Raw genomic sequence first — 17,329 nt, 5'->3', positions numbered from 1 at the left:
ACCTCACTCGTGGATGAAGCCACTCAGCTTGCTTTCGATGTTCCGGGGGTTCTCGCCCTCGGCAATCGAAATCAGTCCTTCCATCAACATTTGTTGATGTTGCGAGCGATTCTGAATAATTGACTTTAATTTGTTTGCCACCGGAAGGAACAACAGGTTCGCCGACGCAATCCCGTAGATCGTCGCCACAAACGCCGCCGCTATCCCCGCCCCCAACTTGCTCGGATCGGCGAGGTTCTGCATCACCGCCATCAACCCCATCACTGCACCCACAATGCCTAGAGTCGGGGCATAGATCCCCATACTCTCGAAGACCTTGGCCCCTTGCAGGTCAAAGTGCTCGCGGTTGTCCAGGTCGGCCTCCAGGATCTGTCGAATGGTTTGAGGCTCACTGCCATCAACCAGCAGCTGCAACCCCTTGCGCGCAAACTCGTCACTTTCCTCGTCGGCCAGCGTCTCGAGACCCAACAAGCCCTCTTTGCGCGCGACATTCGACCACTCAACGATCTGCTCGACCATCGCCTGGTTATCGATCTTGGGTGGCTTGAAGGCCCAAGGCAGGATGCGCATCCCATGCAAAAACACCACCATCCGCGCCTGCACCAGAGTCGCCCCCAGGGTCCCCAGCACCACGATCACGAAGGCTGCCGCGTTCCACAGCGCACCCAGACCGCTGCCCTTGGCAATACTTCCGCCCAAGACGGCCACCAGCCCCAGCGTGATCCCGACGAGGCTCAGGATATCCATGTCAGCAGATCCCCTTTACCAGAGCCGGTCCGATCTCGGGCAACGGATACACGTGGTCCGACAGCCCCGCCTCGGCAACCGCCGCCGGCATCCCGTACACCACACAGGTCGCGGCATCCTGCGACCACACCTGAGCACCGACCGCCTTCAGAGCACGGGCCCCTTCACGGCCATCCGCACCCATACCGGTCAGCACCACGGCCAGGACCTGCCCCCGCAGGGCATCAACGGCAGAAGCAAACGCCGCGTCCACGCTTGGCTTGTAGATCGTCCCCAGTGGGCTCTCGGAAATACGGACTAGCGTCTGGCTCCCGCGCTCCAGTGTGGTTTGCATACCACCCGGCGCGAGAAGGGCCACACCCGGCTTCAGGACATCACCGTCCTTCGCCTGGCGCACCTCGATATTGCACATTGCATTCAGGCGTTCGGCGAAGGCCGGGGTAAAACTGGCCGGCATGTGTTGCACCAGCAGAATCGGGAGTGGAAAGCTCGCTGGCAGCGGCTTCAGAACTTCCTGCAAGGCGACTGGGCCGCCGGTTGAGGTCCCAATCAGCACCGCCCGCATTTGCCGCAGCGGCGTCTTGGGACGCGTACTGACAACTGGGGGAGCCTGCTTGCGGGCGTCGGCCGCAACCCGGTCGGCCTCTTCCCGGCGCGCGTTGGGCCGGGCCTCGCGAGCAGGCGCACTACTGCCCGGTGCACTCACCGAGCGTGCCCGGCTGCGCGACAAGGAACGCACGCGCCGGCGCAACAGCATGCGCGCGCTGTCTTCGTCACTCGCCATATCGCTGAAGCGCTTGGGCAGGAAATCGACCGCCCCCGCCTCCAGCGCATCCAGGGTCGCCTGCGCACCTTCGGTGGTCAGGCTGGAAAACATCAGGATCGGCCGCGGGTTCTCGGCCATGATCTTGCGCACAGCGGTGATGCCGTCCATTACCGGCATCTCGATATCCATCGTTACCACATCGGGGTCCAGCTCCCGAACCCTGGCAATCGCCTGCTCACCATTCTCGGCTGAACCGACTACTTCTATACCGGAATCGGAATCGAGAATCTCCGCAATTCTTCGACGAAAAAATCCGGAATCATCGACCACCAGGACCTTGATCGGCATCCTCAGCCCTCGCTCGAACGCACCGCGCGGCGCGGCCGACCGGACATCTGCAGCTGCCGCATCAAGATGGTCACCAGGTCCGAGACGTCGAGGATCAGCGCGATTCCACCATCCCCCGTAATGGTTGCCCCCGCGAGGCCCTTCACCCCCTGCAGATTCTGACCGAGAGGCTTAATCACTACCTCTTCCTGTCCCACCAGGTCGTCCACCACCAGCCCCACCTTACGGTCGGCAGTATGCACCACAACCACATGGGCTTCCTTGCTCGGCTCGGGCTCGTGGCCAGGCTTCAGCCAGCGCTTGAGGTAGTGAATCGGGAGCGCGTGCTTGCGCACGATGATGACCTCCTGGTCATCCACGTAGTGCGTCTTGGTCAGATCCAGGTCCAGGATTTCCGAAACCGAGGCCAGTGGGATCGCGAAACGGCGCCCATCCAGAATCACCATCAAGGCCGGCAAAATCGCCAGCGTCAGCGGCAGTTTGACGCGCAGCGTGGTCCCGACACCAATCTCGGACTCAATGTCGATCATGCCGTTGAGTTGCGAGATCTTGGTCTTGACCACGTCCATGCCGACCCCGCGGCCGGAGACATCGGAGATCTCCGTCTTGGTCGAAAAACCAGCCATGAAGATCACGTTGAAGGCCTCGCGATCCGTCATGCGCTCAGCCATGGCGGGCTCCATCAGGCCTTTCTCCACGGCCTTGCGACGCAGGGCATCAGGATCCATGCCACCGCCGTCATCCTTGATCAGGAGTGCAATATGGTCGCCTTCCTGCGCCGCACCCAGCACCACGGTCCCCTTGCGCGGTTTGCCGGCGGCCTCGCGCACCTCCGGGGTCTCGATACCGTGGTCTACTGCATTTCGTACCAAGTGGACCAACGGATCGGAGAGCGCCTCGACCAGGTTTTTGTCGAGGTCGGTATCCTCACCGAAGATCTCCAGTTCGATCTCTTTACCCAGATTGCGCGACAGGTCGCGAATGACTCGGGGGAAGCGATTGAAGACCTTCTTCACCGGCTGCATCCGCGTCTTCATCACCGAGGTCTGCAGATCCGAAGTCACCAGCGCCAACGAACTGATCGCCTTGCCCAACTCGTCGTCGACATGCTGCGAGCGCAGCATACTCAGGCGATTGCGCACCAGCACCAGCTCGCCAACCAGATTCATGATCTCGTCCAGACGCTCGGTGTCGACGCGGACGGAGGTTTCGCCCTGCGGGGCCGAGCGGCCTCCAGCCTCGCCGCCCCCGCCTGCGCGGGCACCACCACCCTGCCCTCCAGAGCCGACCTCCGCTTTGGCAGGCTCTTCGGACGGGGCACTGGGGGCCGGCTCTGGCGTTGCGGGTTCGCGGGGTTCGCTTGTGGACGTCGCCGCAGGACCTTCGCCCCGGGCCTGCAATTCATCCAGCAGATTCTCGAATTCGTCGTCGCTGATCAGGTCGCCGCTCGCAGCGGTATCCACATCACCGTCCGTGCCACCGGCCGGATCGGACTCCGAATCCTTGGCCACGGGTGCGGGCGCAGAGTCCCCATGCAGGGTATCCAGAAGCGCTTCGAACTCGTCGTCTGTGATCTCGTCACCAGCCCCCACCATTCCGTCCGCAGCCGAGTCCTCGGGCTCGGGTTCCGGCTCAGGCTCAGGCTCAGGCTCAGGCTCAGGCTCAGGCTCAGGCTCAGGCTCAGGTTCCGGTTCCGGTTCCGGTTCCGGTTCCGAAGGTGAGGACGGAGCAGCGGCCACATCTTCGTTCTTGGCCATGCGGCGCAGATCTTCGACCAAATCCGCTTCTGCCGGCGTCGGATCGACACCGGAGCGCAGATCCCCGAACATGACGTTCAGGCTATCCAGCACCCGAAGCATGGTGTCCATCAGGTGGCTATCCACCCGACGCTCGCCATTGCGCAACAGATTGAAGACATCTTCGGCGTGGTGACACACGGTCACCAGCGCGTCCAGGCTCAGGAAGCCGGCACCGCCCTTGATCGTATGAAAGCTGCGAAAGACCGCATTCAGAAGCTCCCGGTCGTCCGGGTTTTGCTCCAGGTCAATGAGTTGCTCGTTGAGCCCCTCAAGAAGTTCCCCGGCCTCGATCAGGAAGTCCTGAAGGATTTCGTCGTTGGGGTCGATGGCCATTCAGTCTCTCCAATCCCGTGGCGCCAGTCGCATGAGGGGTGCTGTCAAAAGCCCAGGCTCGACAACAGATCGTCCACCTCGTCCTGTCCTTGAACGACATCTTCGCTGGAATCTTGAGTCTTTGGCACACTCGGGCCATGCCCTTTGCGATTGGCTTCGCGGTCGTCCTTGCTCTGCTCGATGGAGGCCTCGGCCGCCTCCACCTGCTCCATGCGGCCACTGGATAGCCGGATCAGGGAGACCAGGTTCTCCTCCAGGTCTGTCACCAGCTGGATTACACGACGAATGACCTGCCCCGTAATATCCTGATAACTCTGGGCCATCAGCACTTCGGAGAGCAGTCGCCGAAGTTCTTCCGTATCGGTACCGGCCTGGGCAAAGAAGCCATCCAGATCCCGGGCGAAATCCCGGAACTGATCCACCGATAGCTGGCGGTTACGAAACCGTGTCCATTTTTCTGTCAGCTCAGCGGCCTGCTGGCTGAAGGACTCGGCAATGGGAAGACTCGACTCGATCGCATTCATCGTGTCGTGTGCCGCCTGTTCGGTCATCGTGACTACGTAATTCAGGCGTTCCTTCGCATCCGGGATCTCGGCCCGCGTCAGTTCGACCAGTCTCGAGTCGCCGCGGAAGCTCTGCAAGGCCTCGTGGAGGTCTCGAGTCAGTTTGCCCAGTTCATCGAAGAGTTCCCGGTCATAAGGACGCGCCAGGTCCTGGACCAACGCCCGGGCACCCGTGTCGTCACCGGCTTCCAGTCGCTCGACGAGTTTGCGGGCGAGATCGAGCTGTCCGTCACGCGGCGGATGTTCCTGTTCAGTCATGAAAAGCCTCTTGCTGAAACCCCGCCGCCAGGATATGCCTCCCGGCGGTGTTTACAGGCGAACCGGGCCGCTTTGGCGCCAATCCAAAATGGTCCGCTATCGGCACAAACTTATCCTTGTGCCTCAATACGTTCAAAGATTTTATCGATCTTTTCCTTTAGGGTTTCAGCGGTGAACGGCTTGACCACATAGCCGTTCACACCTGCTTCCGCCGCCTCCACGATCTGGTCGCGCTTGGCCTCTGCCGTCACCATCAGCACCGGCATCGACTTCAGATTGGCATCCGCCCGGACGGCCTTGAGCAAATCAATGCCCGGCATGTTGGGCATATTCCAGTCCGTAATGAGGAAGTCGAAGTCACCGTTTTGCAGCATCGGCAACGCGGTACTCCCATCATCGGCTTCCTGGGTATTGTTAAAGCCGAGATCGCGCAAGAGGTTCTTGATAATGCGCCGCATCGTGGAAAAGTCGTCCACGATGAGAATTTTCATTCCCTTGTCCACACGTCACTCCGGGATTCGTAGGGTGGGTTTTAGAATAACTGCAAAGCCGTGCCGTCTTCGAGCCACGACCCCATGCGCGCGCGCAGGCGGATCACCGCCTGACTGCGGATTTGGCTGACACGCGACTCGGTCACGCCCAACACCGCACCGATCTCGCGCAAATTCAGTTCCTCGATGTAGTACAGCGAAAGCACCAGACGCTCGCGTTCTGGCAAGTCGCCCAATGCCTCGGCCAGTTCCTCGCGGAACTCGCCCGCTTCCATATTCCGCGCGGGCGAAGCCTCCTGACCCTCAATCACCCGATCGGCGCCATCATCGCCGCCGCCGAGGTCATCCAGCGCGAACAAATGGGCACCGGCGTGATCCTGGAGCATCTCGTAATACTGATCGATGGGCACTTCCAGCTCCGCCGCAACCTCGCTACCGCGTGCGGCCCGGCCTTCGCGCGCCTCGACCGCCTGAATCGCGGAGGCGATGCGGCGGCTATTGCGATGCACCGAACGCGGCGTCCAGTCACTACGGCGCAATTCGTCAATCATCGCACCGCGAATTCGGATCCCGGCATAGGTCGCGAAAGTGGCGCCCTGGCCGCCCTCAAACTGCCGCGCAGCCTCTAACAAACCGATCATTCCCGCCTGAATCAGGTCATCCACCTGTACCGAGGACGGCAGGCGCGCCATCAAATGATGGGCGATCCGATGCACCAGTTCGATGTGATCTGCAATCAGCCGTTCGTGCCCACCGGATGCGGTGGACGTTGTTTGGTAGCCGGAAAGTCGATTTCGGGTCGCCATCATGCGCTCTGGAGCATTCGTTCCACGAAAAATCCGACGCCTCCGTGGTCACCCTTGCCGACCGGCCAACGATCAACCGTCCGGGCCAGCTCGGCGAAGGCCTTGCCCGCCGGGCTGCCGGGATACTGCTGGACCACCGGCGCGCGTTTCTGCACCGCCTTGCGGAGGTGCTCGTCCACGGGAATATAGCCGGCCAGGTCCAGGACCACCTCCGGCAAATAGTTGCCGCAAACGGTATTCAGTTTCTGCATCAGGCGGTCGGCACTCTCGCGCCCGCTGACCATGTTGGTCACCATGCGGAAACGACGCATGCCGTGGTCCCGGTGCAACACCTTGATTAGGGCGTAGGCATCGGTAATCGATGCGGGTTCGTCACAAACCACCACCAGGGTCTCTTGAACCGCGCGACAGAACGAGGTCACGGACTCCTGCAGCCCTGCTGCGGTATCCACGATCAACACATCCAACGGCTTGCGATAGGCGCTGAAAGCATGGATCAGCCCGGCATGTTCGGCCGGGGTTAGGTTCGCCATCGCGGCGATGCCGGAAGCCGATGGCACCACCTTCACCCCGTCCGGCCCCTGGACCAACACCTCCTCCAGGCTCTCCACCTCGCCGGTCACGAGGTCGTGCAGCGTTCGTTCCGGCCGCAAGCCAAGCAAGAGATCGACATTGGCGAGGCCCAGATCCGCGTCGAACAGCATCACCTCGCGCCCCAGCCGAGCCAGTCCTACCGACAGGTTGACCGAGACATTGGTCTTGCCAACGCCACCCTTGCCGGAGGCGACTGCGATGACCTTCAAGGGTTTGTTAGTGCGTGGCATAACGGCCCTTTCCAACCGGCTGAATCAGTTCCAGGCTCGCGGGTTCGGCACTGGTGACCGGGCGCGGTTGCGAGCGCGCTCGGCGGGGCGGGTCCATCTCCGCCAGGCGCTCGGCGGCCCAGGTCTCGCGGGCGTTTGCTTTAGCCATGGAACCATCCGCGTCGTCATCCAGTGCCAAGTGGGTCAGATGGCCGGTATCCACGCGATGGAAGTCTTCCGCGACGCGTTGGCCATCGCTGACGAATCCCAGCCCCAGATGTTGATCCAGCAGCACTGACAACACCTCACCTAATTGTTCGGCCTCGTCCAGCTTGGTCAACACCAGCGCCGAAGGCTCTGCCTTGCGGAAGGCCTCGAGCACCCGCCGCAGGGTGTTGCCCTGAGTAGTGGCCGAAACCACCAGCCAGCTCTCGGCGCGAATGCTCGGCGGCAGATGTGCAAACAACGACTCCTCTTCCACTGCGTTCGGGGCCTGCCCCGCCGTATCCACCAGAATCAGGTGTCCATCCTCCACCCGCCGGGCCAGGTCACGCAATTCACGCGCATTTTGCAACGCACGTACCGAGACCCCCGCCATCTGGGCAAAGGCCTGCAGCTGCCGCGTCGCGCCGATCCTTTGTGAGTCCAGTGTAACCAGCGTAACCGAATCCGGGCCCATGCGACGGATTTGGCGCAGCGCGATCCGCGCGAGGGTGGTGGTCTTGCCGACACCTGTGGGTCCGACCATTGCCAGCAATCCGCCTTCGTCGAGAATGGTTGGGCGATGCGTCGCGATCGCCCCCGACAAGCGGGCGCGCAGACGCTCCCATGCCTGTTCCGGGGAGCTGTCATCCAGAATGCTACCCGCAAGACTACGTGCCAGGGATTCACTGAAGCCCCGATCCATCAGGCGCGCCTTGCACTCGGCCGCCAGCGGATGGCGCGCAGCCCATCGGGCCTCTTCGCTCTCGGCGTACTGTCGACTCATCAGACTGCGCAGGTCGCGAAGCTCCTGACGCATCGCCTTCAGCTCCGGGTCGGCTGGCCAGGAGCCCCCCCCCTGCTCCGGTGCTCGTTCGGCGGACGGGCGCGCTGGGCTGTTGGAGCGTGTCCTTTCCGGCTCGTGCATCGGCTCGGAGGATTCACCGTCTTCCAGCGCGGCGACCACCTCCAGCCAACCATCGACGCGCCGGCTGGACAGAATCACCGCATCTTCGCCCTGCTGCTCGCGCACCTGACGCATCGCGTCACGCATGTCCCGGGCCCGATATCGTCTGACGTTCATGCTTTATCTCCTGTGCCGCTTGCGCGACGGAACCCTTTTGCTCGTTCTTCGGCACCCGTTCTCAGGCGCTTACCTTCAGGCCGGCTGTTTCTGTGATTCTTCCTGACCCACGGTGGCCACCACTCGAATCCGACGGTTGTCCGGGATCTCGGTGAAGGCCAGCACCGTCAGGCTACGAACCGCGCCGCGCAGCCACCCGGCAATCCAGGACCGGATCTCCGGTGCCACCACCAGGATCGCCGCTTGTCCGGCCATTTCCTGACGACGGGCCGCATCGGCCACCGAACGCTGCAACCGTTCCGCCAGTCCGGGCTCCAATCCAACCGTCCCGCCCGAGCTGCCTTGCAGGGACTTATGCAAGAGCTGTTCCAGCGAGGGGTCCAGTGCGATCAATGGCAGCTCATCCTCCGGTCCTACAAGGTCCTGGACGATCGAACGCGACAATGCGACGCGCACGGCGGCAGTCAAAGCGCCGGGATCCTGACTCTTCACGCCCTCGTCTGCCAGGGTTTCGGCGATCGTTCGCAGATCGCGAATCGAGACCTGCTCGGCCAGCAGGTTCTGCAATACCTTCAGCACGATCGACAGCGACAGAGTCTTGGGAACGAGGTTCTCCACCAGCTTCGGAGAATGCCGGGCCAGCTGGTCCAGCAAATGCTGAGCCTCTTCGTGGCCGATGAGGCGGTGAGCGTTCTCGCGGAACACCTGCGACAGGTGCGTGGCAATCACGGTCGAACAATCCACCACGGTATAGCCCGCCCCCTGGGCCTGGTCCCGATCCGCCGGATCGATCCACAGGGCGTCCAGGTTGAAGGTCGGATCCTTGGTGGGCGTACCCGGCACCGTTCCAAAGACCTCGCCCGGATTGATCGCCAACTCGCGATCGGGGAACACCTCGGCCTCGGCCACGGTGACTCCGAGCAGACTGATGCGATAGGCATTGGGGCTCAGTTCGAGGTTGTCGCGGATATGCACCGGCTGCAGCAGGAAACCCAGTTCCTGCGACAACTTGCGCCGAACCCCCTTGATGCGGCCCATCAGCTGTCCGTCCTGGGTGCGATCCACCAGCGGAATCAAGCGGTAGCCGACCTCCAGGGACACCAGATCCACCGGCGGCACGTCTTCCCAGGTCAGATCGCGATCCTCCGAGCGGGTTGCAGACTCGGACTCCGGTGCGATGCGTTCAACCTCCACCTCGGCCTGGCGGCTCTGCCGCCTGAGCAGGTAGGCCCAACCAAAGATCAGCGCGGCCAGACCCAGAAACACCGCATTCGGCATCCCCGGTACGACGCCCAGTGCGGCAATCACGGCACCCGCGACATACAACACGCGCGGGTTGGAGAACATCTGGCCGTAGACCTGCTGGCCCATGTCCTGGCTGCTGGTCACGCGGGTCACGATGATGGCGGTGGCCGACGACAGGACCAGCGAGGGGATCTGCGCGACCAGGCCATCGCCAATGGTCAACAGCACGTAGTTGGTGGCGGCGTCGCCAAGCGACATCCCGTGCTGCACCGCACCAATGGTCAAGCCACCGATGATGTTGACGAACAGGATCAGGATGCCCGCGATCGCATCCCCGCGAACGAACTTGGAGGCACCGTCCATCGAGCCGTAGAAATCCGCCTCGCTGGCGATCTCTTCGCGGCGCTTGCGCGCCTCTTCCTGGCTGAGGATGCCGGCATTCAGATCGGCATCGATCGCCATCTGCTTGCCAGGCATGGAATCCAGCGTGAAGCGGGCGCTGACCTCGGACACGCGCCCAGCCCCCTTCGTAACGACAACGAAGTTAATAATAATCAGGATCGCAAACACCACCAGGCCGACGGTGTAGTTCCCACCGACCACGAAATCACCAAAGGCCTGAATCACCTTGCCGGCGGCGTCGGTTCCGGTATGCCCCTCCAGCAGGATCACGCGCGTGGATGCGATGTTCAGCGCCAGACGCAGCAGAGTGGCGACCAGCAGAACGGTTGGGAATACGGCAAATTCAAGCGGTCGCGGTGTATACACCGCCACCATGATCACGACCAGCGACAACGCGATGTTGAAGGTGAACAGTACGTCCAATGCCAACGGCGGCAATGGCAGTACCATCATCGAGAGCATCGCGACCAACAGGATCGGCGCGCCCAGCCCCCATTTGCCCACGTTCCCGAGGCGGTCGAAGAAGGCCATTAGCGATTCCTCCGATTACCGCGTTGCTTGTCAGGATCCAGGTAGTCCTCGGGTACCGGCAGGTCACCCGGCATTTCGGCATCCGCGTCGGCGCGCTTGAGCTGGTAGACGTAAGCGAGAATGCGCGCCACCGCCACAAACAGCCCGTTCGGGATCTCCTGATTCAGATCGGTGGTGAAATAGATGGCGCGTGCCACGCGCGGGGCCTCGACACGGATGATCGCGTGCTCATCAGCCACAGCGCGGATCGAGGCCGCCACTTCATCCGCGCCCTTGGCCACGACCTTCGGCGCCGCCATGCGCGAAGCCTCGTAGACAATCGCCACCGCATAGTGAGTCGGGTTGGTGATCACGACGTCGGCCTTGGGCACCTCCTCCATCATCCGGCGCTGCGCCATCTCCTGCTGCAACTGACGCACTTTCTGCTTGACCTCGGGCTTGCCGTCCGTCTCCTTGTATTCGTCCTTGACCTCCTGGCGAGTCATGCGCAGCTGCTTTTGGTGGTTCCACATCTGGAACGGGGCATCGATCGCCGCCACCAAGATCAACGCCGCCGAGACCGCGATGAACGTTCCCAGGACCAACTGCGCGGCATGCGCAATCCCCTGATGGAGCGGCTCGTATCCAAGCATGAGCAGTCGGTCCGAGAACGTGGCCAGCACCGCCACCGCCACGCTGGAGATCAATACGAACTTGGCAAAGGTCTTGCCGAACTCCATCAAGCCCTGCCAAGAGAAGATGCGCTTGAGGCCCTTCAGCGGATTCAGCTTAGAGGCCTTGGGAGCCGCGGCCTTCCACGAAAAATTGGCCCCACCAATTACGATCGGCGCCAGCATCGCGGCGACAACGAGCACGCCAAACAACGGGAACAGCATGCGCAGCGTGCGAAAGATCTCCTCCGCCAAGTACGGCAACAGCAAGGAGGAGTCGTACACCATCTCGCGTTCGATATCGAAGCGGTTGCCCGTCTGATCCGCGAGCTGCGCGCCCATGTGCGGACCGAACATCAACATGAAGCTCCCAGCCGCCATCAGCACCAGGAACGTACTGAGCTCACGCGAGCGCGGCACCTGCCCCTTCTCCTTCGCCTCGCGCAGGCGTTTCGGAGTCGGCTCTTCACTTTTTTCTTGTCCGCTCTCGTTCTCGGCCATCTCAGAAACCCATCCGCGTCTGCATCAGGTGGAAGCCTTCGAACATCAACTCCCCGAAGCGCTCCGGCAGGCCGGGTAAGGTGAACATCAGCAGCACAAAACCCATCAGGATCATCATCGGGAAGCCCACCGCGAAGATGTTGAGCTGCGGCGACGCGCGGGTGATGACCCCCATGGAGATATTCACCAACAACAGCGACGCGACCGCCGGCAAGGCGACCAGTACCGCGCCGACAAACATCATGGAGCCGAACGCCGCCAACGCATGGAACGCCTCGGCATTCAGACCCGTCGGCGCAATGGGCATGGTCTCGAAGCTGGTTAGCATTAGCTCGAGCGCAATCAGATGCCCATTCATGGCCAGGAACAGCAAGGTCGAGAAGATTACGAAGATGGTCGACACCACCGGGACTTGCACCCCCTGGGCTGGATCCACGATGGACGCAAAACCAAGACCCATGCCCAGTGCGATCACCTCGCCCGCCTGGGTCACGGCCGAGAACACCATCTGCAGGATGAAACCCATGAACACGCCAATCGCGATCTGATGCAGGGTAACGACGACCCCCTCCAGGCTAAGCGGGTCGATGTCCGGCAGTACCGGACCCTGCATCGCGACGAAAATCGACAGGAGCAGCGCCAGGCCCATGCGCACACGGGCATTCACGGTATCGGCGCCAAAAATCGGCATGGCCACCAACATGGCGCCAATGCGTGCGAACGGCCACAGGACCGCCCCCACCCACAGCACCAGCTGTTCGGCCGCCAGGGTCACTTAGCCCACCATCCCCGGCGCGCCCTCGTAGAGCCGCTCGGTGTAGTCAATCAGCAACGCCAGCATCCAGTGGCCACTGATCAGCAGGGCCGCGAACATCGCCAATAGCTTCGGGATGAACGACAGCGTCATTTCCTGCACTTGGGTCGCCGCCTGCAACATGCCGATCGCCAGGCCCACAGCCAAGGCGGTTAGCAGCGGTGGCGCCGCCAACAGCACCACGATAGTCAGGGTCTCGCGCCCCACATCGACAACCAGTTCGGGTGTCATCTGAATCTCCTAAACAAAGAAACTGGTGGCGAGGGTGTTCATCATCAGGGCCCAGCCATCGACCAGAACAAACAACATCACCTTGAACGGCAGCGAGATGATCAGCGGTGACAGCATGACCATCCCCATCGACATCAGGACGGATGCGACCACCAGATCAATGATCAGAAAGGGAATCAGGATCAAAAAGCCGATCTGGAAGGCGGTCTTCAGCTCGCTGGTGATGAACGCGGGTACCAACAGGCTCAAGGGGATGTCCTCGGCTTCCTCGAAGCCGTCGATCCCGTTGATCTCGGCGAACATCGCGATATCGCTTTCGCGCGTGTGCGCCAGCATGAACTCGCGCAGGGGCTGCACGCCCGCCTCCAGCACCTCTTCCGTACCCATCTCCTCGTTCACATAGGGCACGAACGCAGTCTCGTAGATCTCGTCGAACACCGGTGCCATCACGAACAAGGTCAGGAAGAACGCCAGGCCAATCAGGATCTGGTTGGATGGGGTCTGAGTCGTCCCCAGGCCCTGACGCAGAATCGCCAGCACCACCAGGATACGGGTAAACGCGGTCATCATGATCAGGATCGACGGCAGCAGGGTCAGCAGCGTCATCAGCAGGATGATCTGCAGCGTGACCGAGTAGGTCTCGCCACCATCCCCGTTGGTGGTCACGGTCAGGGCCTCGATGCCCTGTGCGACCTGAGCACCCGCCAGGCCCGGCAAGGCCAACAGACCCAAGGCCATTGCGATTCGCATAACCCGCGACATCACGGATTTCCCCGTTCGCTGGCGGGCGTGCTACGGCGGCTCACGGCGCGCTTGAGTGCGCTGGAGAAATCCGGGGTCTCACCCACCGCCGCCGTCACCGGCTCGTTCATTGTGTGCAGGGTGCGAATCCCGGAGGGCGCCACGCCGACCAGGACCTGCTCATTCCCGACCTGAACGAGCACTAGACGCTCACGGGTCCCCACCGAGCGTGCCGCTACGATCTCGATCGCCTGCGATCCCCGGTTCAAGCCACCCTGTGTTCGACGAAGGACCCACCCCAACACCACGATGGCCCCAATCACGAGCACCAACCCGCCAATCAGTTGGGCCAGATAGCCCGCCGCACCACCACTGCCACTGTCGGCAAGGGCGTTGAGTGGCCAGAGACTCCCCGTGACGGCCGCCAAAATGGTGGCCGATATGCGCGTATAACGTTGATTCATGGCTATTTAAGCTTGCGGATCCGCTCGCTGGGGCTAATCACGTCGGTCAGGCGGATACCAAACTTTTCGTTGACCACCACCACCTCGCCATGGGCGATGAGCGTGCCGTTCACCAGTACGTCCAACGGCTCACCGGCTAACCGGTCCAGCTCCACCACCGAACCCTGATTCAACTGCAGGAGGTTGCGGATCGGGATTCGGGTACGGCCGATCTCCATGGAGATGGTGACCGGCACGTCCAGCACCATCTCCAGATTCATCTCTTCGCCGTCGCCCTGGACGACCCCCGACAGCTGTTCGGGCTGCAAAGCCTCGGCGCTTTCGTCAGGCTTGTGCTTGCGCTCTCTCTTCTCGACCTTCTCTGCTTTCTCGGCCTTCGGGGTCTCCTCTGCCACCGCGTCGGCACTGCTGCCACCCTGTGCCTCGTTCAACAGGGCGTCCGGGTCGGCGGCGCCTTCGTCGTCCTTCTGTTGAGCCAGGGCCGCCGCCCATTCATCGGCCAGGGCTTGGTCATCGGAGCCACCTTCCGTCGAATCCGTGGCCTCGTTTTCCGTGGCCTCTTCATCCGGGGTTGGGGTGTCCTGTTTGGGATCGTCGGTGTCTGCCATGTTGCGGCCCTCTATCGTTTGATAATGCGTTCCGAAACCTGGAGCGCATTCATGCCATTGGATACGCCGAACTTCCCACGGAACATCGGGATGTCTTCGACTTGCAAGGTGATCGTGTCGGGGAGATCGACCGGGATAATGTCGCCGGGCTGGATATCCAGCAGTTCACGTACCGTGACCTCGGTCTCGGCGAGCATGGAGCTGATCTCGACCTCGGCGGTCTGAATCTCCTCCTGCAAGGCGTGCATCCAGCGCTGATCCACATCGGAACGATCGGACTGGATACCGGTATCCAGCTGCTCGCGTATCGGCTCGATCATCGAGTACGGCAGGGTTACGTGCAGGTTGCCGCCCCCACCGTCGAGCTCGATGTGAAATTCACTGATCACCACGATCTCGGTGGGAGAGACGATATTGGCGAACTGGGGATTCACCTCGGAGTTCAGGAACTCAAACCGGAGCTCCATCACCGGCTGCCAGGCCTTCTGCATGTCCTCGAAGGCACCCTGAAGCACCCCGTGTACGACCTTCATCTCCATCGGCGTGAAATCACGCCCCTCGATACGGGTGTAGTAACGCCCGTCCCCGCCAAAGAAGTTGTCGACCAGGATGAAAACCAGCTTGGGATCGAACACGAACAGCCCCGTGCCATGCAGCGGATGCGCGCGCACCAGGTTCAGGCTGGTAGGCACGAACAGCGAATGCATGTACTCGGAAAATTTGGTGATCCGGGTGCCCACCACCGAGATCTCGGCGGACCGCCGCAACACGTTGAACAGACGGACCCGGAGATGACGCGCAAAGCGCTCGTTGATCATCTCCAGCGTGGGCATGCGTCCACGGACGATCCGATCCTGGGTCGCGAAATTGAACTCCCGCGCCTGCCCATCTCTGGGATACGGGTCTTCGACCTCGACCTCACCCTCATCTACACCGTGCAGGAGGGCATCGATCTCGTCCTGGCTGAGGATATCCGTCTGTGCCATGACGAGGCTCCTACTGCATCACCAGTTCGTTGAACAACACGGCCTCGACCGCGTTCGGGGCATCCCGCGAGCTCAGAATTCCACGGATCGCCTCATTCAGCTCCTCCGCAAGCGTCTCCTTGCCCGACCGTGTGTTCAGGTCTTCATAGCGCTGCTCGCCCAGGATGCCGAGAACGTCGTTGCGGATCGCCGGCATATGTCGCTCGAGCGCCTCGGTGACGCCCGCGTTGTGCGTCACCAAGCTCAACTCGACCCGCAGGTAGCGAATCCGGCCTGGGGCCTCGATGTTCACAGTCATCGGCTCCAGGCTGGTGTAGAAGCGTTCCGGCGGGCCAGTTTCGACTTGCTCGTCATTGCCGTCTCCGGCGAGGAAGAACCAGGCCGCTCCCGCAGCCCCGCCGATCAATAGAACGGCAACCAGCAGCAGGACAATCAGTTTGCCCATGCCACCCTTCTTCGGGGCGCCGTCTCCACCGTCATCGAGATTGACTTCCTTCTCTGCCATTTCACATCCACCGTCCGATAAACCAAGAATTCGCTCTTGATCAGGACCATAGCAAGGTGGATGCCAGAGTTCGATTTTCTTCGAACTATCCGACGGTTATGACACAAAGGAGATATTGAAGAGGGCGCGGCCGCGCCCCTGGAGGCCGGATAACGTCAAGAATCGGCCGTCACAGCACACCGAAAGACGGGATCTTGGCGCCCATCAGAAGGGCCGGCCAGAACGTCCAGAGGGACTCTGTACATCAAGGTAGAAAAGGGCCCAGGACCACCGCTAGGAGACGCGGGCCGGCTGTTCAGGCAAACAGGTCCAGGCGACGGTTCAGCATCGAAAGCGTGCTGCCTTCGTCGTCATCGTTGGCCTCATCCATGATCTCCGCCTCGGCATCGGCCGCCGCCTGCTGCGCATCCTGCTCGGCATGTTCTTCAGCCGGCTGATCGGACACGGTTGCATCCTCGAGCGTCAGCCCGCTCTCCGCCAGACTATCGCGCAAGCGGGGCATGGCGGCTTCGAGAACTTCGCGGGTCACTGGATTGGCACTGATGAACTGGATGCTGGTGCGATCACCATCCACCAGCACGCGCACATCCAGGCTCCCCAGCTGTGGGGGGTGCAGCTTGAGCTCGGTACGTCCACCCTGAGCCTGCGCGAGCATCCGGACCTGATCGGCCAGCTCCCGCGCACCGTTCGGCTGCTGCAACAAACGGGTCAAATCCAAGCGTGGCAGCGCTCGCGCCGACTCACTCGCCTCGGATTGCCCGGCCAGAGCCGGCAACACACCCTGCACCGTATCCGTTCGGGAACGCCGGGCATCATCACCGCCCTGCGTCATCCATTGGGTCAGCACATCCAGCACGTTCTCGCGAGTCAGGCCCACAGGTGCGCCCACCGCGTCAGGTTTCAGATTGACCCCGCCCCCTGAGGCCTGGCTGGCTTCGATAAAGAGACGCATCACGGCCGCCGGCAACGGCTTGACCGGAAGCGCCTGCGCCTCGCCACCCGAACGGCCCGTTACCGGAGTCGTTTCGCTCCGTCTGGAGGCATTCGAGCCGGAATCCGATACTGCCGCCATCAAACCGGCGAGCGGCAAGCCCTTGCCATCGGCCTCTCCCTGGTAGGCGAACTCCTGCCCGTCTAGCAGATCCTGCAAGCGCGAGAGCATCGCCTCCAGGTCCATCCCTTCAAGCTCGTCCGCTGGGACTCCAAGATTCGCCAACAAGGCCTCCATCTGCGGTTCAAGCACCGCCAGGAAGCTTTCGCCACCCTCACCCTTCAAGCCCGGCAAGCCGCCTTCCAGGCCCTTCAGGCCATCCAGGTCCTGCAGCGATCCACCGCCCAACAGTTGCAGCAGTGGCAGCATCCCTTGGCTGGCGTTTTGTGTCGCGATCATGTTCAGATCCTCTTCGTGTCGGGGCATTCCCCGCGTGCTCGCCTCATTCGATACTCAAGGCC

The 17,329-nt window shown here is 62.0% G+C and carries 17 protein-coding genes and 2 pseudogenes; all 19 read right to left on the bottom strand.

Annotated features, from left to right (window positions below; all coding sequences use genetic code 11):
* Nucleotides 1–3 precede the first annotated feature (3 nt).
* Complete coding sequence (locus F462_RS12305; RefSeq protein ID WP_038054611.1) at nt 4–747, bottom strand: flagellar motor protein; 744 nt, start codon at nt 745–747, stop codon at nt 4–6.
* A 1-nt stretch (nt 748) separates the two neighbouring features.
* A complete protein-coding gene (locus tag F462_RS12300) occupies nt 749–1,861 on the bottom strand; it encodes a protein-glutamate methylesterase/protein-glutamine glutaminase (protein ID WP_038054609.1) in 1,113 nt (370 codons plus the stop codon).
* A gap of 2 nt (nt 1,862–1,863) precedes the next feature.
* Complete coding sequence (locus tag F462_RS12295) at nt 1,864–3,456, bottom strand: chemotaxis protein CheA (protein ID WP_371180521.1); 1,593 nt, start codon at nt 3,454–3,456, stop codon at nt 1,864–1,866.
* A 134-nt stretch (nt 3,457–3,590) separates the two neighbouring features.
* Nucleotides 3,591–3,993: pseudogene (locus F462_RS14105) on the bottom strand (Hpt domain-containing protein); the annotation flags it as partial.
* Between the two features lie 44 nt (nt 3,994–4,037).
* Nucleotides 4,038–4,814 carry a protein phosphatase CheZ gene (locus F462_RS12290; protein ID WP_038054605.1) on the bottom strand — a complete coding sequence of 259 codons (777 nt, stop codon included), beginning with the start codon at nt 4,812–4,814 and terminating at the stop codon, nt 4,038–4,040.
* A 110-nt stretch (nt 4,815–4,924) separates the two neighbouring features.
* A complete protein-coding gene (cheY, locus tag F462_RS12285) occupies nt 4,925–5,305 on the bottom strand; it encodes a chemotaxis response regulator CheY (RefSeq protein WP_018145741.1) in 381 nt (126 codons plus the stop codon).
* A gap of 41 nt (nt 5,306–5,346) precedes the next feature.
* Nucleotides 5,347–6,114, bottom strand: a complete 768-nt coding sequence (locus F462_RS12280; RefSeq protein ID WP_038054603.1) for an RNA polymerase sigma factor FliA — start codon at nt 6,112–6,114, stop codon at nt 5,347–5,349.
* Nucleotides 6,111–6,935, bottom strand: coding sequence for a MinD/ParA family protein (locus tag F462_RS12275; protein ID WP_038054601.1), 825 nt, complete (start codon nt 6,933–6,935; stop codon nt 6,111–6,113). Before F462_RS12275 ends, F462_RS12280 begins: the two co-directional genes overlap by 4 nt.
* Nucleotides 6,936–7,103: 168 nt before the next feature.
* Nucleotides 7,104–8,199: pseudogene (gene flhF / locus F462_RS12270) on the bottom strand (flagellar biosynthesis protein FlhF); the annotation flags it as partial.
* A gap of 75 nt (nt 8,200–8,274) precedes the next feature.
* Nucleotides 8,275–10,377, bottom strand: a complete 2,103-nt coding sequence (gene flhA, locus F462_RS12265; protein WP_038054599.1) for a flagellar biosynthesis protein FlhA — start codon at nt 10,375–10,377, stop codon at nt 8,275–8,277.
* Nucleotides 10,377–11,528, bottom strand: a complete 1,152-nt coding sequence (flhB, locus tag F462_RS12260) for a flagellar biosynthesis protein FlhB (RefSeq protein WP_038054597.1) — start codon at nt 11,526–11,528, stop codon at nt 10,377–10,379. Before flhB ends, flhA begins: the two co-directional genes overlap by 1 nt.
* Nucleotide 11,529: 1 nt before the next feature.
* Nucleotides 11,530–12,303 (bottom strand): flagellar biosynthetic protein FliR, encoded by a 774-nt coding sequence (gene fliR / locus F462_RS12255; protein WP_038054595.1) that lies wholly within the window; start codon nt 12,301–12,303, stop codon nt 11,530–11,532.
* A complete protein-coding gene (gene fliQ / locus F462_RS12250; protein ID WP_018140446.1) occupies nt 12,304–12,573 on the bottom strand; it encodes a flagellar biosynthesis protein FliQ in 270 nt (89 codons plus the stop codon).
* A 9-nt stretch (nt 12,574–12,582) separates the two neighbouring features.
* Complete coding sequence (gene fliP / locus F462_RS12245) at nt 12,583–13,335, bottom strand: flagellar type III secretion system pore protein FliP (protein WP_018140447.1); 753 nt, start codon at nt 13,333–13,335, stop codon at nt 12,583–12,585.
* A complete protein-coding gene (fliO, locus tag F462_RS12240; protein WP_038054593.1) occupies nt 13,335–13,778 on the bottom strand; it encodes a flagellar biosynthetic protein FliO in 444 nt (147 codons plus the stop codon). Before fliO ends, fliP begins: the two co-directional genes overlap by 1 nt.
* Before the next feature lie 2 nt (nt 13,779–13,780).
* Nucleotides 13,781–14,386: a flagellar motor switch protein FliN gene (gene fliN / locus F462_RS12235; protein ID WP_038054591.1), complete on the bottom strand. Its 606-nt coding sequence runs from the start codon at nt 14,384–14,386 to the stop codon at nt 13,781–13,783.
* 11 nt (nt 14,387–14,397) lie between these two features.
* Nucleotides 14,398–15,372, bottom strand: coding sequence for a flagellar motor switch protein FliM (gene fliM, locus F462_RS12230; protein ID WP_038054590.1), 975 nt, complete (start codon nt 15,370–15,372; stop codon nt 14,398–14,400).
* Between the two features lie 10 nt (nt 15,373–15,382).
* Nucleotides 15,383–15,877, bottom strand: a complete 495-nt coding sequence (gene fliL / locus F462_RS12225) for a flagellar basal body-associated FliL family protein (RefSeq protein WP_038054588.1) — start codon at nt 15,875–15,877, stop codon at nt 15,383–15,385.
* 295 nt (nt 15,878–16,172) lie between these two features.
* Nucleotides 16,173–17,267: a flagellar hook-length control protein FliK gene (locus F462_RS12220; RefSeq protein ID WP_038054988.1), complete on the bottom strand. Its 1,095-nt coding sequence runs from the start codon at nt 17,265–17,267 to the stop codon at nt 16,173–16,175.
* Between the last annotated feature and the right edge of the window lie 62 nt (nt 17,268–17,329).

This window comes from Thioalkalivibrio sp. ALJ1 (assembly GCF_000745395.1).
GTDB lineage: Bacteria > Pseudomonadota > Gammaproteobacteria > Ectothiorhodospirales > Ectothiorhodospiraceae > Thioalkalivibrio.
The sequence above is the reverse complement of the archived record's forward strand: the minus strand, read 5'-3'. Positions and strand labels throughout refer to the sequence as shown.

What these genes read in the sequence shown, in the direction of transcription:
- cheY (WP_018145741.1), bottom strand. Translation starts at nt 5,305, where the DNA reads ATGAAAATTCTCATCGTGGACGACTTTTCCACGATGCGGCGCATTATC.
- F462_RS12275 (WP_038054601.1), bottom strand. Translation starts at nt 6,935, where the DNA reads ATGCCACGCACTAACAAACCCTTGAAGGTCATCGCAGTCGCCTCCGGC.
- flhA (WP_038054599.1), bottom strand. Translation starts at nt 10,377, where the DNA reads ATGGCCTTCTTCGACCGCCTCGGGAACGTGGGCAAATGGGGGCTGGGC.
- F462_RS12300 (WP_038054609.1), bottom strand. Translation starts at nt 1,861, where the DNA reads ATGCCGATCAAGGTCCTGGTGGTCGATGATTCCGGATTTTTTCGTCGA.
- fliN (WP_038054591.1), bottom strand. Translation starts at nt 14,386, where the DNA reads ATGGCAGACACCGACGATCCCAAACAGGACACCCCAACCCCGGATGAA.
- fliP (WP_018140447.1), bottom strand. Translation starts at nt 13,335, where the DNA reads ATGTCGCGGGTTATGCGAATCGCAATGGCCTTGGGTCTGTTGGCCTTG.
- fliM (WP_038054590.1), bottom strand. Translation starts at nt 15,372, where the DNA reads ATGGCACAGACGGATATCCTCAGCCAGGACGAGATCGATGCCCTCCTG.
- F462_RS12295 (WP_371180521.1), bottom strand. Translation starts at nt 3,456, where the DNA reads ATGGTGGGGGCTGGTGACGAGATCACAGACGACGAGTTCGAAGCGCTT.
- F462_RS12305 (WP_038054611.1), bottom strand. Translation starts at nt 747, where the DNA reads ATGGATATCCTGAGCCTCGTCGGGATCACGCTGGGGCTGGTGGCCGTC.
- fliL (WP_038054588.1), bottom strand. Translation starts at nt 15,877, where the DNA reads ATGGCAGAGAAGGAAGTCAATCTCGATGACGGTGGAGACGGCGCCCCG.
- F462_RS12290 (WP_038054605.1), bottom strand. Translation starts at nt 4,814, where the DNA reads ATGACTGAACAGGAACATCCGCCGCGTGACGGACAGCTCGATCTCGCC.
- F462_RS12220 (WP_038054988.1), bottom strand. Translation starts at nt 17,267, where the DNA reads ATGATCGCGACACAAAACGCCAGCCAAGGGATGCTGCCACTGCTGCAA.
- flhB (WP_038054597.1), bottom strand. Translation starts at nt 11,528, where the DNA reads ATGGCCGAGAACGAGAGCGGACAAGAAAAAAGTGAAGAGCCGACTCCG.
- F462_RS12280 (WP_038054603.1), bottom strand. Translation starts at nt 6,114, where the DNA reads ATGATGGCGACCCGAAATCGACTTTCCGGCTACCAAACAACGTCCACC.
- fliQ (WP_018140446.1), bottom strand. Translation starts at nt 12,573, where the DNA reads ATGACACCCGAACTGGTTGTCGATGTGGGGCGCGAGACCCTGACTATC.
- fliO (WP_038054593.1), bottom strand. Translation starts at nt 13,778, where the DNA reads ATGAATCAACGTTATACGCGCATATCGGCCACCATTTTGGCGGCCGTC.